General features: G+C 71.0%; 22 protein-coding genes and 1 pseudogene. 4 read left to right on the forward strand and 19 right to left on the reverse strand.

The features are described 5' to 3' along the window. Positions 1-121: 121 nt before the first annotated feature. The 19 genes and pseudogenes from EG812_RS11105 to ftsY all read right to left on the reverse strand — a co-directional run bounded on the left by EG812_RS11105 (position 122) and on the right by ftsY (position 17,952). On the reverse strand, positions 122-445 hold the full coding sequence (locus EG812_RS11105; RefSeq protein ID WP_007075222.1) for a DUF2469 domain-containing protein: 324 nt from the start codon (positions 443-445) through the stop codon (positions 122-124). Beyond that, positions 442-1,254, reverse strand: coding sequence for a ribonuclease HII (locus tag EG812_RS11110; protein WP_126711517.1), 813 nt, complete (start codon positions 1,252-1,254; stop codon positions 442-444). Before EG812_RS11110 ends, EG812_RS11105 begins: the two co-directional genes overlap by 4 nt. Then, positions 1,248-1,736, reverse strand: coding sequence for an NUDIX hydrolase (locus EG812_RS11115; RefSeq protein ID WP_043723325.1), 489 nt, complete (start codon positions 1,734-1,736; stop codon positions 1,248-1,250). Before EG812_RS11115 ends, EG812_RS11110 begins: the two co-directional genes overlap by 7 nt. Before the next feature lie 66 nt (positions 1,737-1,802). Beyond that, the gene (gene lepB / locus EG812_RS11120) at positions 1,803-2,438 is read right to left on the reverse strand and encodes a signal peptidase I (RefSeq protein WP_013732106.1); all 636 of its coding nucleotides are present in this window, start codon (positions 2,436-2,438) and stop codon (positions 1,803-1,805) included. A gap of 9 nt (positions 2,439-2,447) precedes the next feature. Next, positions 2,448-3,322, reverse strand: a pseudogene (gene lepB / locus EG812_RS11125) (signal peptidase I). A 183-nt stretch (positions 3,323-3,505) separates the two neighbouring features. Then, positions 3,506-3,862, reverse strand: a complete 357-nt coding sequence (gene rplS / locus EG812_RS11130) for a 50S ribosomal protein L19 (protein ID WP_013732104.1) — start codon at positions 3,860-3,862, stop codon at positions 3,506-3,508. A 144-nt stretch (positions 3,863-4,006) separates the two neighbouring features. Continuing rightward, the gene (gene trmD, locus EG812_RS11135; RefSeq protein ID WP_013732103.1) at positions 4,007-4,780 is read right to left on the reverse strand and encodes a tRNA (guanosine(37)-N1)-methyltransferase TrmD; all 774 of its coding nucleotides are present in this window, start codon (positions 4,778-4,780) and stop codon (positions 4,007-4,009) included. Positions 4,781-4,798: 18 nt separating this feature from the next. After that, positions 4,799-5,359 (reverse strand): ribosome maturation factor RimM, encoded by a 561-nt coding sequence (gene rimM / locus EG812_RS11140; RefSeq protein WP_193386311.1) that lies wholly within the window; start codon positions 5,357-5,359, stop codon positions 4,799-4,801. Positions 5,360-5,361: 2 nt separating this feature from the next. Further along, the gene (locus EG812_RS11145; RefSeq protein WP_175440282.1) at positions 5,362-5,622 is read right to left on the reverse strand and encodes an RNA-binding protein; all 261 of its coding nucleotides are present in this window, start codon (positions 5,620-5,622) and stop codon (positions 5,362-5,364) included. Further along, on the reverse strand, positions 5,597-6,058 hold the full coding sequence (rpsP, locus tag EG812_RS11150; RefSeq protein WP_126711518.1) for a 30S ribosomal protein S16: 462 nt from the start codon (positions 6,056-6,058) through the stop codon (positions 5,597-5,599). Before rpsP ends, EG812_RS11145 begins: the two co-directional genes overlap by 26 nt. 271 nt (positions 6,059-6,329) lie before the next feature. Continuing rightward, the gene (locus EG812_RS11155) at positions 6,330-6,977 is read right to left on the reverse strand and encodes a ribonuclease FAU-1 family protein (RefSeq protein ID WP_126711519.1); all 648 of its coding nucleotides are present in this window, start codon (positions 6,975-6,977) and stop codon (positions 6,330-6,332) included. Between the two features lie 135 nt (positions 6,978-7,112). Further along, complete coding sequence (gene proS, locus EG812_RS11160; RefSeq protein ID WP_126711520.1) at positions 7,113-8,519, reverse strand: proline--tRNA ligase; 1,407 nt, start codon at positions 8,517-8,519, stop codon at positions 7,113-7,115. 133 nt (positions 8,520-8,652) lie between these two features. After that, positions 8,653-9,732, reverse strand: coding sequence for an amidohydrolase family protein (locus EG812_RS11165; protein ID WP_126711521.1), 1,080 nt, complete (start codon positions 9,730-9,732; stop codon positions 8,653-8,655). 59 nt (positions 9,733-9,791) lie between these two features. Further along, positions 9,792-11,339 (reverse strand): signal recognition particle protein, encoded by a 1,548-nt coding sequence (ffh, locus tag EG812_RS11170; protein ID WP_013732096.1) that lies wholly within the window; start codon positions 11,337-11,339, stop codon positions 9,792-9,794. Between the two features lie 300 nt (positions 11,340-11,639). Then, the gene (locus EG812_RS11175; RefSeq protein ID WP_126711522.1) at positions 11,640-13,970 is read right to left on the reverse strand and encodes a [protein-PII] uridylyltransferase; all 2,331 of its coding nucleotides are present in this window, start codon (positions 13,968-13,970) and stop codon (positions 11,640-11,642) included. 13 nt (positions 13,971-13,983) lie between these two features. After that, entirely contained in the window at positions 13,984-14,322 is a 339-nt protein-coding gene (locus EG812_RS11180; protein WP_165521895.1) for a P-II family nitrogen regulator, read from the reverse strand. Between the two features lie 25 nt (positions 14,323-14,347). Beyond that, positions 14,348-15,712 carry an ammonium transporter gene (locus EG812_RS11185; RefSeq protein WP_050814560.1) on the reverse strand — a complete coding sequence of 455 codons (1,365 nt, stop codon included), beginning with the start codon at positions 15,710-15,712 and terminating at the stop codon, positions 14,348-14,350. A 179-nt stretch (positions 15,713-15,891) separates the two neighbouring features. Next, entirely contained in the window at positions 15,892-16,755 is an 864-nt protein-coding gene (locus EG812_RS11190; protein WP_169804609.1) for an aminoglycoside phosphotransferase family protein, read from the reverse strand. 6 nt (positions 16,756-16,761) lie between these two features. Then, a complete protein-coding gene (ftsY, locus tag EG812_RS11195) occupies positions 16,762-17,952 on the reverse strand; it encodes a signal recognition particle-docking protein FtsY (RefSeq protein WP_013732091.1) in 1,191 nt (396 codons plus the stop codon). Positions 17,953-18,102: 150 nt separating this feature from the next. On the opposite strand from ftsY, the gene EG812_RS11200 reads away from it, so the two are divergent. From EG812_RS11200 to EG812_RS11215, 4 genes are all read left to right on the forward strand, one after another. Then, positions 18,103-19,806 carry an alkaline phosphatase D family protein gene (locus EG812_RS11200; RefSeq protein WP_126711523.1) on the forward strand — a complete coding sequence of 568 codons (1,704 nt, stop codon included), beginning with the start codon at positions 18,103-18,105 and terminating at the stop codon, positions 19,804-19,806. Positions 19,807-19,952: 146 nt separating this feature from the next. After that, positions 19,953-20,393, forward strand: a complete 441-nt coding sequence (locus EG812_RS11205; RefSeq protein ID WP_013732089.1) for a MarR family winged helix-turn-helix transcriptional regulator — start codon at positions 19,953-19,955, stop codon at positions 20,391-20,393. Positions 20,394-20,604: 211 nt separating this feature from the next. After that, positions 20,605-22,221, forward strand: a complete 1,617-nt coding sequence (locus tag EG812_RS11210) for an MDR family MFS transporter (protein WP_126711524.1) — start codon at positions 20,605-20,607, stop codon at positions 22,219-22,221. A gap of 6 nt (positions 22,222-22,227) precedes the next feature. Further along, a complete protein-coding gene (locus EG812_RS11215; RefSeq protein ID WP_013732087.1) occupies positions 22,228-22,716 on the forward strand; it encodes a universal stress protein in 489 nt (162 codons plus the stop codon). Positions 22,717-22,752: the final 36 nt, after the last annotated feature.

A 22,752-nucleotide genomic window follows, 5' to 3' on the forward strand; every position in this document is an offset into this window, starting at 1 on the left:
CGCGGCGACCGAGGGCGATGGCTGCTGCGGAGGCGACGCGGAGAGCCGGACGGGGCCGGGCACGCCGATGTGGACCGATCACGGGCGGGTGGGGGCCGCCGTGACGACAACGGACCGAGGATCAGCCGCCGAAGCCGGAGTCGGCGGGCAGCGAGATGTCGGGCTTCTCCAACTCCTCGACGTTGACGTCCTTGAACGTCATCACCCGGACGTTCTTGACGAACCGGGCAGGACGGTACATGTCCCACACCCAGGCGTCATGCATCTCGACCTCGAAGTAGACCTCGCCGTCGGAGTTGCGCACGTGCAGGTCGACCTGGTTGGCCAGGTAGAACCGCCGCTCGGTCTCCACCACGTAGGAGAACTGACGGACGATGTCGCGGTACTCCCGGTAGAGCTGCAGCTCCATCTCGGTCTCGTACTTTTCGAGGTCTTCCGCGCTCATCGCACTCCGCCTTCCATGACCACATCTTCCCCCACCGGCGCTGGACGCTGACGCTGCTCGCCCAACGCCACGCCGACGGTACCCCCTGCGAAGCCTGAGCGCTCCATCGGCTCGTCCCAGCTTGCGCCCAGCGGTCGACGTGAGCGGGGCGGGCGGCCGTCCAGGCCGGAGACGGCAGCGACGTTGACATAGGAGAACCGGTGTTCCCGGCACGGACCGTGCTCGCGCAGCGCCGCCGTGTGGTCGGCGGTGATGTACCCCTTGTGCTCGGCGAAGCCGTAGCCGGGGTGCTCGGCGTCGAGGTCGACCATGATCCGGTCCCGGGTCACCTTGGCCAGCACGCTCGCCGCCGCCACGCAGGCCGCTACCCGATCACCCTTCCACACGGCGAGACCGGGCACGTCCAGACCGTCGACGCCGAACCCGTCGGTCAGCACGTACTCGGGTCGCACGGTCAGCGAGGCCAACGCCCGGCGCATCGCGGCCAGGTTGCACACGTGCAGCCCGCGGGCGTCGACCTCCTCGGCCGGGATGACCACCACGGCGTACGCCAGGGCACGCGCGACCACCTCGTCGTACACCCGCTCCCGGCTGGCCGGGGTGAGCAGCTTGGAGTCGGCCAGGCCGTCGATCTCGCCCCGCCGCCCCTCCGGCAGCACCGCAGCGGCGGCGACAAGCGGCCCGGCGCACGCGCCCCGGCCGGCCTCGTCGGCACCGGCGACGTGCCGGAAGCCACGCCGCTGCAAGGCCCGTTCCAGCGCGTAGAGCCCGGCCTCCCGGCGCACCACCGTGCGCGGCGGGGTCAGCACGGCGCACCGCCGGCCGTGGCCGGGGCGCCGGTCAACGCCCGGGTCAGGATCGCTGACAGCTCCTGCGGGTAGCACCGCTCGGCGGTGCTGCGCAGCTCCTCGGCCGACCACCACCGGTAGCCGTCCACGCTGCCCCGCTCCGCCTCGCTGAACCCGGTGGTGTCCACCTCGTGGGTGGCCACCCGCACCAGGAAGAACCGCTGCTCCTGCCGGTACCACACCCCGTCGAAGGAGAACTCGGTGATGTCGGCGTGCACCGGTTCACCGAACTCGGCCACAGGCAACCGCAACCCGGTCTCCTCCGCCAGCTCACGCGCCGCGCCGTCGGCGTACGTCTCCCCCGGGTCCAGACCGCCGCCGGGGGTGAACCACCAGCGTCCGCCCTGCGGCTGGGCCGGATCGAAGCCGCGGAAGAGCAGCAGCCGATCGGCCCGGTCGACCAGGAGCACCCGGGCGGCGCGCCTCGGGGTGTATCGCGTCACCGCACCAGACTGCCAGACGTCACCGACAACGCCCACGTCGCCGTCCCAGCCGGCCCGCCGGCACCGTCAGGGTGCCGGAATCGCCTCGAACCCCTCGGGCACCGTGAGCAGGGTGGCCCGGTTGAACGGCCAGAAGACGGTGAAGGCCCGGCCCACGACGTCCTTCTCGGGAATGGTGGCCGCGGTGACGTTCTCGCCGGACTGCTGATAGTGCTCCAGCGAGTCGCCGGAGGCGGAGCGGTGGTCGCCCATCACCCAGAGCCGACCCTCCGGTACGACGACATCGAACTCCTGGTCCGCCGGCTTGTCCCGCTGACCGTCGAAGGAGAAGATGTACGGCTCGTCCAGCGGCACCCCGTTGATCACCAGACGGTCCTGCGCGTCGCAGCAGACCACCCGGTCACCGCCGACGCCGATGACCCGCTTGATGAAGTCCTCGCCCGCGGGGTTGCCGCTCCACTCGACGGGCGCCTTGAAGACGATCACCTCGCCGCGGTGCGGTGTCCGGAAGTTGTACACCAACTTGTTGACCAGCACCCGATCGTCGATCTTGAGAGTGTTCTCCATGGACGGCGACGGGATGAAGAAGGTCTGCAGTACGAAGGCCCGCACCAGTACCGCGACCAGGATCGCCACCCCGAGAAGGATGGGCAGTTCCTTCCAGAAGGAGTGGCGCGGCTTGTCGGTCTGCTCGTCAATCACGGGAGGAGCCTACGTTGCCCGGATCGGTGCCACCGCGTCGAACGCGCGAGAACGGAGAGTACGGCTGCGATCGGAAGTGCCAGGAAGGCACCGCCCTCGGCGGTGGGCCGCACCGCCGGCGCGGCACCGCCGGTGGCCGTGACCGGTGACGGCACGTCGGCGAACGTCTCCGGGATGGGCAGGGTGTGCCAGCGGTTGGAGGGCCAGACCACCGCGAAGGCTCGTCCCACCACGTTGTCGATCGGCACCGTGCCCTGGCAGCGGGCGTCCTGCGAGACGAGACGGTGGTCGCCGAGCACGAACATCTGCCCGGGCGGGACCACGATCTCCTCGAACCGCCGGGAGCGGCACTCCTGCGCGTTGGGGGGCAGGTCCAGTGGCGAGTCGCGCAACACGTACGCCGACTCGTCCAGCGGGGTGCCGTTCACCAGCAGCCGCCCCTGGTCGTCACAGCAGCTCACCCGGTCACCGGGAAGCCCGATGACGCGCTTGATGAAGTCCTTCTCCCCGGGGCGGCTCAGCCCGACCAGGTCACCGACGGTGCGGCCGAGGCGGTCGACGAAGCCGTCGGCCGGCTCCACCTCCACCTGCGGGACCCACTTGTCGGTGCCCCGGAAGACCACCACCTCGCCGCGCTGCGGATCCCGCACGTTGTAGACGACCTTGTTGACCAGGACGCGGTCACCGACGAGCAGGGTGTCCTCCATCGACCCGGAGGGGATGAAGAAGGCCTGGAGCAGGAACGTGCGGATCAGCACGGCGAGGCAGAAGGCGACGACGAGCAGCAGCGGCAGTTCCTGCCAGAGCGGCATCTGCGGCTTGTTGCGCCGGCTGCGCCGACGCCAAGGATCAACCGAGCCGCTGTCGTCAAGCGCCTGTACCACGCGCACTCCCCGGTCCACAGAAACGACTACCGCCCGGCAGTCTCGTCGAGACTCCCCGGGCGGTAGTGGAGGTCACCCGCCGTGCACGGCGGGTCGCCGCCGCGCTGCGCCCGTACGACCAGGGTAGTGCGACCCCGAGCGTACGACACACGCGCAGCTTAGGCGGCGTGGCGCAGAGCGAGGTCAGCTCGGCTGCTTCTCGCGCAGCTCCTTGATCTTGGCCTTCTTGCCCCGCAGCTCACGCAGGTAGTAGAGCTTGGCCCGACGGACGTCACCGCGGGTCACGACCTCGATCCGGTCGATCGCCGGGCTGTTGATCGGGTAGGTCCGCTCGACACCGACGCCGAAGCTGAGCTTGCGAACGGTGAAGGTCTCGCGCAGTCCGTCACCCTGGCGGCGGATGACGACGCCCTGGAAGATCTGGACCCGGGACCGGTTGCCCTCGACCACCCGGGCGTGCACCTTGACGGTGTCACCGGCACGGAAGTCGGGAAGGTCGGTGCGCTTCGACTGGGCGTCAAGGGCGTCCAGGATGTTCATCGCTGCGTCCTCGTGAGGCTCACGGCGCACCGTCAATCGGCGCGCGGATGGGTGATACTGATCCCCGGGTGGTGGTCGCTGACACCAGACCCCGGTCGGGGATCCTCGCAGCCGTCCACGGCGCAGACGACTGCGGCAACCCCTCTACTTTGCCACATCGGGTCCGGGCACCGGAAACCCGGCCCGGTCCAGCGCCGCCACGTCCCGTTTGTCCAGCTCCCCGGGGTCGAGCGCGGCGAGCATGTCGGGCCGACGTCGGGCGGTACGCGCCAACGCTGCGTCCCTGCGCCAGCGGGCGATCCGACCGTGGTCACCGGAGCGCAGCACCTCCGGCACGTCCAGCCCCCGCCAGGTCGCCGGCTTGGTGTACATCGGCGCCTCCAGCAGCCCGTGCGCATGCGACTCCTCGGCCAACGAGCCGGCGTTGCCAAGCACCCCGGGCAGCAGCCGGACGACCGCCTCCAGGATCACCAGCACCGCGACCTCGCCACCGAAGAGCACGTAGTCGCCGAGGCTGACCTCGGTGACCGGCATCCGGGTCGCCGCGTGGTCGAGCACCCGCTGGTCGATGCCCTCGTACCGGCCGCAGGCGAAGAGCAGGTGCGGCTCGGCGGCCAACTCGTACGCCAGCGCCTGGGTGAACGGCACGCCGGCCGGGGACGGCACCAGCAGCCGGGGCGCAGCCGACTCGGCGGGGGCCAGGGCGTCCAGCGCCGCACCCCACGGCTCGGGCCGCATCACCATGCCGGGCCCGCCACCGTACGGCGTGTCGTCGACGGTGCGGTGCACGTCGTGGGTCCAGCTCCGCAGATCGTGTACGGCCAGCCGCAGCGTGCCGTTGGCCCGCGCCTTGCCGATCAGCGACAGGTCCAGCGGAGCGAAGTACTCCGGGAAGATCGACACGATGTCGACGCGCATCAGGGGTGCTCCGCGGGATCAGAGGTCGAGCAGGCCACCGGGCGGGTCGACCACGACGCGACCACCGGCGAGATCGACCTCGGGGACGATCGCCTTGACGAACGGAATCAGCGCGGTACGCCCCTCGGGACGACGGAGCACCAGCAGATCCGAGGCGGGTGCGTGGTCGATCCGAGCCACCTCGCCGAGACGCTCGCCGGACGGGGTGACCACGGCCAGCCCCACCAACTGGTGATCGTGGAACTCCTCCGGATCCTCCGGCGGTGCCACGTCGGCGCTGTCCACGGTGAGCAGGGTGCCCCGCAACGCCTCCGCGACGTCACGGTCCAGTACCCCCTCGAAGGCGACCAGCAGCCGCCCCTGGTGCCAGCGGACAGCCTCCACGGTCAACGCGTCGGGCACCTCGTACCGCTCGCCCGGTTCGGCGGCCGGCTCCTGGCCGCCCCGGGGAACCACCCCCGGCATGGTGGCCAGCACCACACCGGGGGCGAACCGCGTATCGGGCTCGTCCGTACGGACCTCCACGGTGACCTCACCGCGGATGCCGTGCGGCTTACCGATCCTGCCGACGATGAGCAGCATCAGTACGAGTCGACGATGTCGACGCGCACGCCGCGCCCACCGATGGAGCCGATCACCTGGCGCAGTGCCTTGGCGGTCCGACCGGACCGCCCGATCACGGTGCCCAGGTCCTCGGGGTGCACGCGAACTTCGAGCCGCTTGCCCCGACGGGAGTCGACCATCCGGACGCGTACGTCATCGGGGTGGTCGACGATGCCCTTGACCAGGTGCTCCAACGCCGGCCGCAGTGCCATGTCAGGCCTGCTCGCCGGAGTCCGCAGCAGCCGGCGCCTCGGCCTTCGACTCCTCGGCCTTCGGCGCCTCAGCCTCGGCCTTGGCGGCCTTCTTCGCCGGCTTGGCCGGAGTGTCCGCCACACCGGCGGCGGCCTTCGCCTCGGCCTCGTAGGCGGCCGTGCGGTCGACCCGCTCCGGCGCCACCTTCAGCGGCGGCGGGGCCGGCAGGCCCTTGAACTTCTGCCAGTCACCGGTCAGCTCCAGCAGCCGCTGCACCGCCTCGCTCGGCTGAGCGCCGACGGACAGCCAGTACTGGACCCGCTCCGACTTGACCTCGATCACCGAAGGGTCTTCCTTCGGCTGGTAGATGCCGACGAACTCGATCGCCCGGCCGTCACGCTTGGTGCGCGAGTCGGCGATGACGATGCGGTACTGCGGGTTGCGGATCTTGCCCATCCGCAGGAGCCGGATCTTTACGGCCACGGTTGTTTCGCTCCTGTTGCGATCTCACCGGCCCAGGTGGGCGGTGTGCACGGGTGAGCGCCAACCGGCACAGTGGGGTTGGGCCGGAGACTGCTCGGGTGGACTGGCGACGCGACCGGGTTAGAGGGCGCCGGACGCGCGCCGGATACCAGCCAGCCATTCTGCCAGATCCACCCCGGATCCCTCACATCGGACCAGGGCGGGTCACCCGAACCGGCCCGTATGTGACCCAGAACACACCGAAACAGCCAGCTCGGCGCAGGTGGGCGACTCAGCGCACGGGTGGGCGGTCCCAGCCGGCGGGTAGCCACTGCGGGGTTTCCCACTCCGGGGGCGGCGTGAAATCGCACCAGGTGCCGTCGAACGGGAACTCACCGGCCTCGGCCAGGGCGATCACCCGCTTGCCCTCGGCTCGTACGGCCGCCTCGTCGGTCACCCAGTAGTGCTCCGGGAAGGCCAGCCGCTCGACGAACTCGCCCTCGTCCTTCCACTCCCAGCTGCGGTCGGGTCGGACCCACACGTCGAGATCCTGGTCGATGATGTCGATACCGGCCAGCCCGCCGTCGTCCCACCGGACGCCGGTCTCCTCCAGGTTGACGTACCACCCGGTGAACCGCCCCTGCGCGTCCCGGAACCACCAGACGGAATGCGCCGCCCCGGCAGGCAGGAACTTCAGCAACGGCGGCCCGTTCCACCGCCCCTGCTTCAGCTGAAACGTCGGAGTGAGCCACTCGGCAAACGGAACCGCCCGCATCCCCAGCCCGGCAGCGTTCACCTCCCCCGCCACCGCCGACCCCTCAGCCACCCACAACAGCAGCCCACGCTCATCGTCGCTGATCACCCGGGCGGGCCGCACCCACCCGATCCGCCCTCGCCGCACGTTGCGGTGCACCACCAACCGCCCCACCTCAAACCTCACGCCCCGACCCTACCGCCCCCAATCCCCGCGATCTTGCACTTCTGGTCGCCGAAATACACCTTTTCCTCGGGTTTACCCCGACAGAAAGTGCAAGATCGACGGGCAGAGCGGGGGTGGGGTGGGGGTGGGTGGGGGTTAGTAGGCGCGGGCGAGGATGGCGGTGAGGTTGGGTTCGTCCTCGGTGTCGGGGACGGAGTTGTCGGCGCGGACCAGGCAGCGGACGGTGACGCCCTGGGCGTTGGCCTTGGCCTCGCCTTCGACACCTACGGCCGACCACGGGACGCGGGCCCAGCCGGTGGCGGCCGCCTCGATCGCCTCGTCGAGGGTGGCGACGTCGATGGTGCGGGACTGACGGAAAGCCAGGGCCTGGTCGTGCAACGCCTGCTGGTCGGCGTCCAGCGCGGCGAGCACCGCGCCGACCACGTCCGCGATGGGGGTGGGGGCCTTCGAGCCGTCCGTACGCCGGACCACGACCGCGTTGCCGGCGGCCAGGTCGCGGGGGCCGACCTCGACGCGTACCGGGTAGCCGCGCAGCTCGGCGTCGACGGCCCGGCGGCCGAAGGGGGTGTCGGTGCGGTCGTCGAGCATGACCCGGACGCCGGCGTCACGCAGCGCGTCACGCAGCTTGGCCGCCGCCTCGCCGACACCCTCGCCGTCCTTGACCACCATGACGTACGCCTGCACCGGCGCCAGCTTCGGCGGCACCCGCAGCCCGTTGTCGTCGCCGTGGCACATGATCAGACCGCCGAGCATCCGGGTCGAGGTGCCCCAGGAGGTGGTCCAGGCGTGCTCCCGACCGCCCTCGGCCGAGGAGTAGCTGATGTCGAACGCCTTGGCGAAGTTCTGCCCGAGCTCGTGGCTGGTGCCGAGTTGGAGCGCCTTGCCGTCACCCATCATGCCTTCACAGGTGTAGGTGGCGGTCGCCCCGGCGAACCGCTCCCGGGCGGTCTTGAGCCCGACCACCACCGGGATGCCGAGCACGTTGACCATCAGGTCCTCGTACGCCTCGTGCAGGATCTTGCGGGCGTAGGCCCGGGCGTCCTCGCGCGTGGCGTGGGCGGTGTGGCCCTCCTGCCAGAGGAACTCGCTGGTGCGCAGGAAGATCCGCGGACGCAGCTCCCAGCGGACCACGTTGGCCCACTGGTTGAGCAGCAGCGGCAGGTCCCGGTACGAGTCGATCCACTTGGCCATGAACTCGCCGATGACCGTCTCGCTGGTGGGGCGTACCACGACCGGCTCGGCCAACTGCTTGCCGCCGCCGTGGGTGACCACCGCCAGCTCCGGCGAGAAGCCCTCGACGTGCTCGGCCTCGCGCTTGAGGTAGCTCTCCGGGATGAACAGCGGGAAGTACGCGTTCTCCGCCCCGGCCGCCTTGATCCGGTCGTCCATCTCGGCCTGCATCCGCTCCCAGATGGCATAGCCGGCCGGTCGGATCACCATGGTCCCCCGCACCGGCCCGTTGTCGGCCAGCTTCGCCTTAGCGATGAGGTCCTGGTACCACCGGGGGAAGTCCTCAGCCCGGGGAGTAAGCACGCGCGCCATAACCGCACATCCTATGCAGGGGCGGACAGGGCAGCGCGATCGGGCGCGACATCACCACCATCAGCCGCCATGTCCTCCCCTGCCCCGGTTCCGGGTCCAGGCGCAGTACCGGCTCGACGTGCGGTACGTCGGGTCAGCGGATGACCCGGCCCCGCAGCACGATGCGGGCAGGCTCGCGAACCACCCGCAGGTCCCGGCGCGGGTCGTCGGAGTAGACGACGAGGTCGGCGAGGCCACCGTCGACCAGGCCGGGGAAGCCGAGCCACTCCCGGGCCCGCCAGGTGGCGGCGGCGAGCACGTCCTCGGTGCTCATGCCGGCCTGCTCGTGCAGCAACAGCATCTCCTCGGCGGCCAGGCCGTGGTCGATGCCACCGCCGGCGTCGGTACCGACGAAGATCGGCACCCCGGCCTCGTACGCCGAGCGGACCACCTCGGGGAAGCGGTCCCGCAGGGCGATCATGTGGTCGGCGTACCCGGGGAACTTGGGTCGGGCCTGGTCGGCGATGTGGCCGAAGGTCTGAATGTTGATCATTGTGGGGATCAACGCGGTGCCCTGCCGGGCCATCAGGTCGATCAGGTCCAGGCTCAACCCGGTGCCGTGCTCGACGGAGTCCACCCCGGCCCGCACCATGATCTCCACGGCCGACTCGCTGAAGGTGTGCACGGCGGCGCGTACCCCGGCGGCGTGCGCGGCGGCCACCGCGGCGGCCATCGTGTCCGCGTCCCAGGCCGGCGCCAGGTCACCGACCCCCCGGTCGATCCAGTCCCCGACCAGCTTGACCCAGCCGCTGCCGGCCGCGGCCTGCTCGGCCACGGTCGCCGCCACCTGGGCCGCCTCGACCTCCACCCCGATGTCGCGCAGGTAGCGCCTCGGCGGCGCGATGTGCCGCCCGGCCCGGACCATCCGGGGCAGGTCGGGTTCGTCCTCAAGCTCCGGGTACGGGAAGGGCGAACCCGCGTCCCGGATCGCCAGCACACCCGCGTCCCGATCGATGCGCGCCAACGTCCGCGCCTGGTCCAGCGAGGTGATCGGGGTCGCGCCCCGGGCGATGCCGATGTGGCAGTGCGCGTCCACCAGCCCCGGCAGGACGAAGCCGCCATCGACGATGGTCTCGGCGCCGGGCACCGGTTCGAAGGTGATCCGGTCGCCGACCAGCCACAGATCCCGGACCTCGTCGTCCGGCAGGAGCACACCGCGCACATGCAGAGCCATGCGCACAGTCCTACCGGATCACTCTCCGTCGCCGGCGAGGAGCCCCGCCCGCCGTACGGTCAGCGAGGCGGCTGACCGCCCTTGCCGAGCTTGTTGAAGTCGATCTTCGGGAGCTTGAAGCCCGGCGGGAGGCCCTGACCGGCCGCCAGGTCCTCCGGCTTCATGCCCGGCGGGAGTTGCGGCATGCCGCCCGGGAAGCCACCGGGCATGCCGGCACCGGTACGCGGCCGACCGCCGCCCTTCGTACCCTTGCGCTTGTTCTTCGGGCTCTTGGTGGCCTTGCGCCGGCCGCCCGGCAGGCCCATCATGCCGCCCATCTGCTTCATCATCTTCTGCGCGTCGGCGAAGCGGTTGAGCAGCTGGTTGACGTCCATCACGGTGACCCCGGAACCGTTGGCGATCCGGGCCCGACGGGAGCCGTTGATGATCTTCGGGTTGGTGCGCTCGGCCGGGGTCATCGACCGGATGATCGCGGTGATCTTGTCGAAGTGCTTGTCGTCCACCTCGGCGAGCTGGTCCTTGACCTGCCCCATGCCGGGCATCATGGCCAGCACGTTGGCGATCGGCCCCATCCGGCGCACCGCGATGAGCTGGTCGAGGAAGTCCTCCAGGGTGAACTGCTCGCCGCCCATCAGCTTGGCGGTCATCTTCTCCTTCTGATCGGTGTCGAAGGCCGCCTCGGCCTGCTCGATCAGAGTGAGAACGTCGCCCATGCCGAGGATCCGGCTGGCCATCCGGTCGGGGTGGAAGACGTCGAAGTCCTCCAGCTTCTCGCCGGTGGAGGCGAACAGGATCGGCTGCCCGGTCACCTCACGCACCGACAACGCGGCACCACCGCGGGCGTCGCCGTCGAGCTTGGAGAGCACCACACCGGTGATGCCGACGCCGTCGCGGAACGCCTCGGCGGTACGCACCGCGTCCTGACCGACCATCGCGTCGATGACGAAGATGACCTCGTCGGGGTCGACCGCGTCGCGGATGTCGGCGGCCTGCTGCATCATCTCGGCGTCGATGCCGAGCCGGCCGGCGGTGTCGACGATGACCACGTCGCGGGCGGCACGGCGGGCGTGTTCGAGGGACGCCTTCGCCACCTGCACCGGGTCACCGACGCCGTTGCCGGGCTCCGGGGCGTACACCTCGACGCCGGCCCGGCCACCGAGCACCTGGAGCTGCCCGACGGCGTTGGGACGCTGGAGGTCGGCGGCGACCAGCAGCGGCTGGTGGCCCTGGGCCTTGAGCCAGCGGGCCAGCTTGCCGGCGAGGGTGGTCTTGCCGGAACCCTGGAGGCCGGCGAGCATGATCACGGTCGGCGGCTGCTTGGCGAACTGGAGCCGACGCCCCTCGCCGCCGAGGACGGTGACCAGTTCCTCGTTGACGATCTTGATGATCTGCTGGGCCGGGTTGAGCGCCTGGGAGACCTCCGCACCGCGCGCCCGTTCCTTGACGTTCGCGATGAAGCCCTTGACCACCGGCAGCGCGACGTCGGCCTCCAGCAGCGCGAGGCGGATCTCGCGCGCGGTGGCGTCGATGTCGGCGTCGGTGAGGCGTCCCTTGCCGCGGAGCTTGGTGAAGATCCCGGAGAGGCGGTCACTCAAGGTGTCAAACACGCGAACATCCCGATCGTCGTCTTCGGCGGGCACGGTGCGGACACGCGGGTGGCGTCCAGCCCACCGCTAGCCTAGCCCGACCCCGCTTCCCCGGCCCGGCCCAGCCGCCCCCTTTACCGCCGGCAACCCCTCCCACACCCCGCTCCCACGCCGCCCTGCGAGGTGTGCGGGCCGCACCCCGCAGGGCAACGACGCCGCTGCGCGCGCAACATCAGGGAAAATGCTGCCTCGTCGGCTGGTGAGGCAGCATTTTCCCCGAAACTGCTGGCAGCACGTTCTCGGAGACGCCGCCAGGGCCGACTACACGGCGGCGAGGACGGCGGCTTCCAGGCGGGTGCGTTCGTCGTCGGAGGGCCAGCCGCCCACCAGGTAGAAGACGTCGACCACGTCCCCGCCGAGGGTGGCGATGCGGGCCGCGCGGACCTGGGCGCCGGCGGCGTCCAGCGCGCTTGTCACCCGGTACAGCAGGCCGGCGGCGTCCGCGGCCCGCAACTCCAGCAGTACCGCGTCGGTGGCGGCGTCCCGGTGCCAGACCACTCGTGGTTCGGCACCGGCCCCCCGTGCGGCCAGGGCCCGTCCACGCAGTCGCTGGGTGACCGACACGTCGCCACCGACCGCCCGACGCAGGTCGGAGCTGAGCGCCACCGGCTCGGGGGGCAGCCCGTACCGTGGCTGCACCCGGCACTCCACCAGGGCCCGCCCGTCCACCGTCGAGGCGTCCGCCGCGAGCACCTCCAGGCGGTGCAGGGCCAGGCAGCCGGCCACCGTGGCGAGCAGGCCACGCCGGTCCGCCGCGGCCACCGCCACCCGGTCCCCGGTCAGGTGTACGACCGGCAGCGGCCCCGCCACCAGCGCCGGGTCCGGTGCGGGCGGCTCGGGTACGGTGCCGGTGTCGAGCGTGGTGCGGACCCGGGCCACCAGTTCGGCGATCAACCGGCCCTTCCAGTCCGACCAGGCGCCCGGCCCGGTGGCGGCAGCGTCCGCCCGGGCCAGCGCGTGCAGCAGGTCGAGGGTGGTGACGTCACCGACTGCCTCGGCCACCCCGGAAATGGTCACCGGATCGGCCAGGTCGCGGCGGGTGGCCACCTCGGGCAGCAGCAGGTGCAGCCGGACCAGGGTGCCGATCAGTGTCGCCTCGGCGGCGGGCAGGCCGATCCGGGCGGCCATCGCCTCGGCGATCGGCGCACCGACCGTGGAATGGTCACCCGGCAGACCCTTGCCGATGTCGTGCAGGAAGGCAGCGAGCAGCAGCAGGTCGGGGCGGTCCACGTCGCGGGTGTGCCGGCTGGCCTCGAAGGCGGTCTGCACCAGGTGCCGGTCGAGGGTGAACCGGTGCACCGGGTTGTGCTGGGGCAGGCTGCGCAGCCGGGTCCACTCCGGCAGCCAGCCGTCGATCAGCCCGTACCGGTCACAGGTCTCCCAGGCGGGCAGCAGCCCCGCACCGGCGCCCAGCAGGGTGGTCAGCGCGGCTCGGGCCTCCGCCGGCCACGGCGTGGGCAGCGGCGGACAGTAGGTGGCCAGCCACTCGCAGGTGGCGCGGGCGATCGGCAGCCCGGTGACCGCCGCCGCGGCGGCCACCCGTAGCGAGAGGTTGGGGTCGGGGCGGGCCCCGATGGCGGTACGGGCCAGCACCAGTTCCCCGTCGTGCTCGACCACGTCCCGGGCCACCGGCCGACGCAGCGGCCGTCCGTCGGCACCCCGGCGACGACCGGAACGCAGCCGGTCCGCGGCGCGGAAGGCGTCGTGCAGAGCATGACTGACGGTACGGGCGTCACCGGCCACCCGGCGCAGCAGCGCGTCCCCGTCCCCGGCCGATCCACCCGGGCCGGCGGTGTGAGCGGTGTCAGGGCCGCCGGGTGCTGCCTGGCGCAGGCCGAGCAGCGCGGCGACCCCCTCCCGTTCCTGGGCCAGCAGCCGGTCGACGCGCCGGCCGACCTGGTGATGCAGCGCGTCGCGGGTGTCCAGCAGGCGCAGGTGGGCGGCGTGCACGGCGGGCCGCAGCGCGTCGGTGATCCCGGCGATCGCGATGGCCCGCAGGATGCCGACGTCCCGCAGGCCGCCGGCCGCCTCCTTGAGGTCGCCCTCCAGCAGGAAGGCCAACTCGCCGTGGGCCTGCCAGCGGGCGACCGTGGTCTCCCGCAGCGGGGCCAGTTGGCGTACGGCGGTGCGCCGCCAGTGGTCGGTGGCGCTGCGGATCAGCGTGTCGGCCAGGTCGGGGTCACCGGCGACGAGACGGGCGTCGAGCAGCCCGAGGGCCACCTTGACGTCGTCCTGGGCGACCGACAGCGCCTCGGCGACGGTGCGTACGGAGTGGTCCAGCCGCAGCCCGGCGTCCCAGATCGGGTACCACAGCTCGGCGGCCAGCTCGTCGATCCCGGCCACCCCGGAGTGCACCAGCACCAGGTCGAGGTCGCCGTAGGGGGCGCACTGCCGCCGGCCCAGCCCACCGACCGCGAGCAGGGCGACGCCCGGCCGCGGTGGCAGCAGCCGGGCCAGCCAGGCGTCGTACGCGTCCGAGCGGGCCCGACGCGCGGTGGCGCCGATCCCGGCCGGTACGCCGACGACCTCGTTGACCTTCGGTGCTGCCGTGGGGCTCGAAGCCGAGGCTTGCCGAGAGATCAACGAGGTCATCGACGGTGTCTCCTTACAGGGCGTCCAGGCCGCGCTCGCCGGTGCGTACCCGAACGACCTCCTCGACTCCGGTCACCCAGACCTTGCCGTCACCGATCTTGCCCGTCCGGGCGGCACCGACCACCGCGTCGACGATCTTCTCGACGTCGATCTCGTCGGTCAGCACCTCCACCCGGATCTTGGGCAGGAACTCGACTGTGTACTCGGCACCCCGGTAGACCTCGGTGTGCCCCTTCTGTCGCCCGTAACCCTGGACCTCGCTGACAGTCAACCCGGCCACGCCGAGGGCGTGCAGGGCCTCCTTGACGGCGTCCAACTGGTGCGGCTTGATGACCGCGGTCACCAGCTTCATGTCCAACCCCTCCATCTCACGAACGTTAGCCGGCGACCTTTTCGCTTACCGCTTCGGTGGGCTCACTCTTCGGCTTGGCCGAGGAAGCGATACCCGCGGCGGCGAAAGCCCCGCCACCACCACTCGTGGAGCTGAACTCGTACGCGCTCTCCGCGTGCTCGGCGTTGTCGATGCCCTCGACCTCGGCCTCGGCGCTGGCCCGGAAGCCGATGGTCTTCTCGATCGCGAACCCGATGATGTACGCGACCACGAACGAGTAGACAAGCACCGCGATGACGCCGACCGCCTGCAGACCCAGCAGCTTGATGCCGCCGCCGTAGAGCAGACCGTCGTTGCCCTCACCGGCCAGCACCTCGATGGCCAGGAAACCGATGAGCAGCGAGCCGATGATGCCGCCGACCATGTGCACGGCGACCACGTCGAGCGAGTCGTCGTACTTGAGCTTGTACTTCATGCCGACCGCGAGCGCGCAGATCGCACCGGCGATCAGGCCGAGGGCGATGGCGCCCAGCGGCTCCAGGAACGCACAGGCGGGGGTGATGCCGACCAGACCGGCGACCGCGCCGGAGGCCGCACCCAGGGTGGTCGGCTTGCCGTCGCGCAGCCACTCGACCACGATCCAGCCGAGCACCGCGGCGGCGGTGGCGACCTGGGTGTTGATCAGCGAGATGGCGGCGGTGCCGTTGGCCGCGCCGGCGGAGCCGGCGTTGAACCCGAACCAGCCGAACCACAGCAGACCCGCACCGAGGAGCACCATCGGCAGGTTGTGCGGCTTGAACTTGTCCTTCGGCCAGCCAACCCGCTTGCCGAGTACGAGCGCCAGAGCGAGCGCGGCGGCACCGGCGTTGATGTGCACCGCCGTACCACCGGCGAAGTCGAGCACGCCGAGCTCCATGATCCAGCCGCCGCCCCAGACCCAGTGCGCGACCGGGAAGTAGACCAGGGTGGCCCACAGCCCGGCGAAGAGCAGCCACGGGCCGAACTTGGCCCGGTCGGCGATCGCACCGCTGATCAGAGCGACGGTGATCACGGCGAACATCAGCTGGAAACCGGCGAACAGCAGATCGGGAATGCCGCCCTCGGTGCCGCTCTCCAACATGCCACGCAGACCGGCGGCGGAGAGATCACCGGTGATCCCGCCGATGTCCTCGCCGAATGCGATGCTGTAGCCGTAGAACACCCACAACAGGCTGACCAGGCCGATCGCGCCGAAGCTCATCATCATCATGTTGAGCACGGACTTGGATCGCGTCATGCCGCCGTAGAACAGCGCCAGGCCGGGCGTCATGAGCAACACCAGCGCGGCAGAAGTCAAAATCCAGGCGGTGGCACCAGAATCTAGCTCCGGCACGCTGCCTCCTCTCGGGTCGTTTTCCCTCCCTCCCGGCATCGCGCAGCATCGCCCGTACGCCGGTTGGCCGGAACTCTCGTCGTCGGCTGTTTCGACGAGGGGCCCCGACTGGTTTCCGGTGCGTCACGGCTTGTTTCGGACGTGTGAAGAAAACCGCACAGCTCCACGCTTCGACGGGGGTGGATCAGCCATTTGGTGATGGTCTATCCCCCGACGGGTTACTGCAGGGCGGATTCCAGGGCACGCCGCTCGTAATCGAGCAGTCGAAGATCGCGCATCGGCCGGCGCAGGTGGCCCTTGTGCACGATCCGCACGAAGGCCGGCTCCCCCGCCGCAGCCATCCGCCGGATGCCCTCGACGTGGTCGATGATCCGCTTGCGGATGGTCCCGATCAGCCGGTGGCGGTCGCGGGGGATCAACCCGTACGCGTCGGCGAACAGCCGCAACCGGCGCGGCCGGTCCGGACGCTTCCAGCCCAGGGTGATCGAATCCCGGTCGGAGAAGATCGGCACCCAGGTCCAGGCCGCGTACGCCACGTCGTAGATCCGCGCGCCGGGTGAGGCGAGGTCGAAGTCGATCAGCCCGAGGGTGCCGTCCGGACGCCAGATCACGTTGTGCGGCGCGGCGTCGTGGTGGCAGATGACCTCGGTGTCCGGTGGCGGCGGCCCGAACGAGCGCCACACCGCGTTCGCCGGCGGCGCGAAGCCGTACTGGGCGTCGTGGAACATCCGCAGCATGGTGGCGACGGTGACCAGCGCCTCGTCGGTGACCCAGTGCGGGGCCAGCGGGTATTCCCCGCACTCCCCCTCCAGGTACGACAGCACCTCCCGGTTGCGCTCGTCCATGCCGAGCGCGCGGGGGGCACCGGTGAAGCCCACGTACTCCAGGTGGCGCAGCAGGGCGTGCACCGACGGCGTCCACGGTCCGGCGTTGCGCCGGACCGTGTCGCCGACCCGCACCACGGTGCTCACGTTGCCGCCGTGCAGGGGGATCTCCTGCGAAGTCACGTACGGTCTCCCGAGGCGCTGCGACGGGTGGCTCGGGTCGCGCCAGCCCGCGTACGCGCGATTGTCTCTGGTCACCCGAGGTTACGCGGCCGGACCGGGGGCTTCGGTGCCCAGCAGCGCGTCGACGAACTGCGCGGGGTCGAACGGCGCCAGGTCGTCCGGGCCCTCGCCGAGCCCGACCAGCTTCACCGGGATGCCGAGCTTGCGCTGCACGGCGATCACGATGCCGCCCTTGGCGGTGCCGTCGAGCTTGGTCAGCACCACTCCGGTGACGTTCACCACCTCGGTGAAGACGCGGGCCTGCTCCAGACCGTTCTGCCCGGTGGTGGCGTCGAGGATGAGCAGGGTCTCGTCGATCGGGCCGTGCTTCTCCACCACCCGCTTGACCTTGCCCAGCTCGTCCATCAGGCCGACCTTGTTCTGCAGCCGGCCGGCGGTGTCCACGAGCACGGTGTCCACGCCGGTGTCGATACCCCGCCGGACCGCGTCGAACGCGACGCTGGCCGGGTCGGCGCCCTCCGGGCCCCGGACGGTCTCCGCGCCGACCCGTCCCGCCCAGGTCTCCAGCTGGTCGGCGGCGGCGGCCCGGAAGGTGTCGGCCGCGCCGAGCAGCACGCTGCGACCGTCGGCGATGAGCACCCGGGCGATCTTGCCGCAGGTGGTGGTCTTGCCGGCGCCGTTGACCCCCACCACCAGCAGCACCGCCGGCACGCCCTCCTTGGGGGTGGTCCGCAGCGAGCGGTCCAGCTCCGGGTCGAGCGCGTTTACCAGTTCGGCGGCGAGCAGGGCACGCAGTTCGGCGGCCGAGCGGGTGCCCAGCACCCGGGTCCGCTCGCGCAGCCGGTCGACGATCTCGCGGGTGGCGTCGATGCCCACGTCCGCGGTGATCAGGCTGTCCTCGATCTCCTCCCAGACGTCCTCGTCGAGGCGGTCGCGGCTGAGCAGGCCGAGCAGGCCCTTGCCGAAGGCGTTCTGCGAGCGCGACAGCCGGGACCGCAGCCGGACCAGCCGGCCGGCGGTCGGCTCGGGCACCTCGACGGTCGGGGTCGGCGCCTCCACCACCGGCGGCGGCTCGACCAGGATGCCGGTGGACAACTCGGCCTCCGGGGCCTCCACCGGCGGCCCGGCGAGATCCTCCTGCGTCCGGGTGTCGACCTCCGTGCGCGGCAGCGGCGGTGCCGGCCGCCGGCGCAGCCTCGGCACGACCAACCCGATGCCGCCGAGGATCAGCACACCGAGCAGGGCGAGAACGATGAGGAGGTAGTCCTTCATGCCGAAATCCTGTCAGATGCCGCCGACCGCGTCTCAACCACCGCTGCCCCGCACCCGGCGCGGGGCGGCGGTAGTCTCGGCCACAGCCAGCAGTGGTGCGACGGCCGGCCGGGTAGTAGAGGTCGAAACACTCTCATCTGGAGGTCCCACATGCCCGCCGAGCTGCTCATCGGCCCCCTGCTCCGCCGGGTGGTCGGCACGCGGGCCACGGTCTGGGTGGAGACCACGGCCCCGGCGGTGGTCACCGTCCGCACGGCCGACGGCGCCACCGGCACGACGAACACCTTCACCGCGTACGACCACCACTACGCACTGGTGGTGGTCGACGGGCTCACCCCGGACAGCACCACGGCGTACCAGGTCTTCGTCGACGACCAGGAGGTCTGGCCGCTGCCCGACGGGCGTTTCCCGCCCAGCGTGATCCGCACCCGCGCCGCCGAGGACCGGGATCAGCCGGTCCGGCTGCTGTTCGGCTCCTGCCGGGAGACCACCCAGCACGCCACCACCCGCAAGCTGCCCCCGGACGCGCTCGACGCGTACGCCCGGCGGATCCTGGCCGACCCGGACCCGGCGGCCCTGCCGGACCTGCTGGTGCTCCTCGGCGACCAGGTCTACGCCGACGAGACCTCGCCGACGGTGAAGCGCCTGCTGCGCCGACGGCGACGCCGCCCGGCGGGCGCGCCCAGCGACCAGGTGGTCAGCTTCGACGAGTACACGAAGCTCTACCTGGAGTCCTGGGGCGACCCGGAGATCCGCTGGCTGTTCTCCACCGTGCCGAGCGTGATGATCTTCGACGATCACGAGATCATCGACGACTGGAACACCTCGGCGTCCTGGCGCGCGGACATGCGCGAGCAGCCCTGGTGGGCCGAGCGGATCACCAGTGGCCTGGCGTCCTACTGGGTGTACCAGCACCTGGGCAACCTCTCCCCCGACGAGATCGCCGCCGACCCGATCTTCGCGAAGGTGACCACGGCGGGGGACGCCACCGGGGTGCTTCGCGAATTCGGCCAGCGGGTGGACACCGAGGCAGACCTGGCACACGACATCGAACGGTGGCAGGCGGTGCAGTACCAGTGGAGCTACTCGCTCGACCTGGGTCGCACCCGCCTGGTCATGCTGGACACCCGGTGCAGCCGGGTGTTGCAGCCGGGCCACCGCGCGATGTTGCCGCCGGGCGAATGGTCCTGGTTCGTCGACCGGGTGCACGGCGACTACGACCACCTGGTCGTCGGTTCCTCGCTGCCCTGGCTGCTGCCGCCCGGCATCCACCACGTCGAGGCGTGGAACGAGAAGCTTGCCGACTCGTCCCGGCCGTGGCTCGCCGCCCTCTCCGAACGCCTTCGCCGCGGGCTGGACCTGGAGCACTGGGGTGCGTTCCGCCGTTCGTTCGACGCCATGGGTGCGCTGTTCGCCCGCGTCGGCGGCGGCACACCGGGTGAACCCGACGACCGCAAGGGTGCCGGCCCGGCGTACCCGCCCCCGGCGTCGATCAACGTGCTCTCCGGTGACGTGCACCACTCGTACGTGGCCCGGGTCCGGTTCGCCGATTCGACCGTACGCACCCCGGTGCATCAGCTGACCTGCTCGCCGATCCACAACCAGGTGCCCGCCGGGATGCGTCCGCTGATGCGGTTGGGCTGGTCCCGTGGGCCGGCCGGGGCGACCCGGGCGCTGGCCCGTACCGCCGGCGTACCCCGGCCGCAGGTGCGCTGGCGCAAGCTCGCCGGCCCGTACTTCGGCAACGCGGTGGCCACGCTGACCCACGCCAGCCGGACCGCCGACGTGGTCATCGAGGGCACCACAAACGACGGCCACCTCCGCCAGGTAGCCCACCACCGCCTGACCCCGTGAAAGGAAGGGCACCTTGTTAACGCCTGGCGTAGTAGAAGGGCCCCTTGTTAACACTGCGGGCGGGGTAACCAACCGGTACGGGGCGACTAACGCTGTGGTACGGGGCAGTCAGCGGACGGTCACCCCGGCTCCGTAGTCTCGTCGCCGTGGACGACGATCTGCCGGAGCGCCTGCGCGAGGTCGAGGACGAACTGACCGCCCTGTTGCGGCGCGGTCGGGCCCTCTCGTGGGAGATCGCCAGCGAGGTACACCCGAATCTGGAGCCGAACGCGTACGGGCTGCTGCTCTGGCTGCGCCGCTCCGGCGCGATCCGGCTCACCGACCTGGCCGCCCGGCTCGGGGTCGGCAAGGGCACGCTCAGCCGGCAGATCCACAGCCTGGAGACCCTCGGTCTGGTGAGACGGGATCCGGACCCGAGTGATCGGCGGGCCGCGCAACTCAGCCTCACCGAGGAGGGCCAGCGCCGGTTCGACGCCGCTCGGGCTCCCCGACTCGGACAGATCCGTCGGGCGCTGCAGAGTTGGCCGCAGCAGGACGTCGAGGAGTTGGCCCGGCTGCTCCGCCGCTTCAACGACGCCTGGGGCTGACGCCGTCCCACCTGACGCCGTTCCGGCGATCCGGCGATCCGGCGATAATCGAGTCGGATTTTGACCGCAATTCCGACGTAACGGCGCTATCAGCGACACTCTCCGGCCAGACGGGCGGAATAGAGCCCTCGCCGAGCAAGTTGTTGCTTCAGGCAACCAAGTCGTACGGTTGCCTCCGGCAACAATTTCCACTCCGCTTGGAGGCTTCTCCATGACTCAGGCGAGCGCTCCCGCCCGAGCGATGCCCGTACAGATGAGTCACCGGCAGATCCTGGAGGCCCTCTCCGGTCTGCTGCTGGGCATGTTCGTCGCGATCCTGTCCGGCACGGTCGTCGCGAACGCGCTGCCGAGAATCATCACCGAGCTCAACGGCAGCCAGTCCGCGTACACCTGGGTGGTCACCTCGACGCTGCTGGCCACCACCGCGACCACCCCGCTGTGGGGCAAGCTCGCCGACCTGACCAGCAAGAAGATGCTGGTCCAGCTCTCCCTCGCCATCTTCGTGCTCGGCTCGGTGCTGGCCGGGCTCTCGCAGTCCACCGGGCAGCTGATCGCCTGCCGGGTGGTCCAGGGCATCGGCGCCGGTGGTCTCACCGCGCTGGTTCAGGTGGTCATCGCGACGATGATCGCGCCACGGGAACGGGGCCGCTACAGCGGCTACCTCGGCGCGGTGATGGCCGTCGGCACCATCGGCGGTCCGCTGATCGGTGGCGTGATCGTGGACACCTCCTGGCTCGGCTGGCGCTGGTGCTTCTACGTCGGCGTGCCCTTCGCGCTGGCCGCCCTGGTCGTACTCCAGCGGACCCTCGACCTGCCGGTCGTCCGCCGCAAGGTGAAGATCGACTGGTGGGGTGCCACCCTGATCACCGGTGCCGTGTCGCTGCTGCTGATCTGGGTCTCGCTCGCCGGCAACCAGTTCGACTGGGCCTCCTGGCAGACCGCGGTGATGGTGACCGGCGCGCTGCTGCTCGGTGCCGCCGCCGTACGGGTGGAGACCCGGACCAGTGAGCCGCTGATCCCGCCCCGGCTGTTCCGCAACCGCACCATCACCCTGTCGGTGGTGGCCAGCATCGCCGTCGGTGTGGGCATGTTCGGTGCCTCGGTCTTCCTCGGCCAGTACTTCCAGATCAGCCGTGGGGCCAGCCCCACCATGTCCGGCCTGATGACCCTGCCGATGATCCTCGGCCTGCTGGTCTCCTCCACCGTGGTCGGCCGCATCATCACCAACACCGGCCGCTGGAAGCGTTACCTGGTCGCCGGCTCGGCGCTGCTCACCGTCGGTTTCGCGTTGATGGGCACGCTGCGGGCAGACACCCCGTACTGGCAGGTCAGCATCTACATGGCGATCATCGGCGTCGGTGTGGGCATGTCCATGCAGAACCTGGTGCTCGCCGTGCAGAACACCGTCGAGCCCCACGAACTCGGCGCGGCCAGCTCGGTGGTGGCGTTCTTCCGCAGCCTCGGCGGCGCGGTCGGCGTCAGCGCCCTGGGCGCCCTGCTCGGTCACAATGTCACCCGCTACCTCAGCGAGGGGTTGGCCGCGCTCGGCGTACCGAGTTCGAGCGCCGGCGGTGGCACGTTGCCCGACGTACACGCGCTGCCCGCACCGATCCGGGCCGTGGTGGAGTCCGCGTACGGGCACGGGGCCGGAGACATCTTCCTGGCCGCCGCACCGTTCGGGCTGATCGCTCTGATCGCTGTGCTGTTCATCAAGGAGGTGCCGCTGCTGCGGCACACCGGTGGCCCGCTCACCGACGAGGTGGAGCAGGAGTCGACGGTGGCCACCGGTGGCGCGACGGCCGTGATCCGCACCGGCGTACGGGACTGACCCGACATGGACACCATGGATCGTCAGCAGTACGGCCCGCAGGCCCGCGCGGTGCCCTATGAGCGGGGCACCGACGGGCCGCGGGTGGTACTGGTCGGTGTGGACGGCACCCGGACCTCGCTGCGCGCCGCGTCGTACGCCGCCGGTCTGGCTCGTCGACAGGGTGCCCGGCTGGTGGTGGTGTTCGTCAGCTCGCCGGCCGGCTTCGCCGCCATGATGTCCGGGGTGGTGGCGGAGGCGGTGCAGCAGACCCACGACGAGCTGGCCGAGGATCTGCGCCAGGAGTGCCGCCGCAGCGCCGAGGAGCTGGACGTGCCGGTGACCTTCCTCTGCCGACGGGGTGACGCGTACGCCGAGCTGTGCGCCGCGGCCGACGAGACCCGGGCGGACCTGGTTGTGGTGGGCTCGTCCGAGCAGGCCGGGCATCGCCTGGTCGGCTCGGTCGCCACCCGCCTGGTCCGCACCGGCCGCTGGCCCGTCGTCGTCGTACCGTGAAAGGAAGGGCCCCCTGTTAACGCCTGGCGTTGTACC

It is taken from the genome of Verrucosispora sp. FIM060022, from assembly GCF_003977705.1.
In the GTDB taxonomy this organism is placed as follows: Bacteria; Actinomycetota; Actinomycetes; order Mycobacteriales; family Micromonosporaceae; genus Micromonospora; species Micromonospora gifhornensis.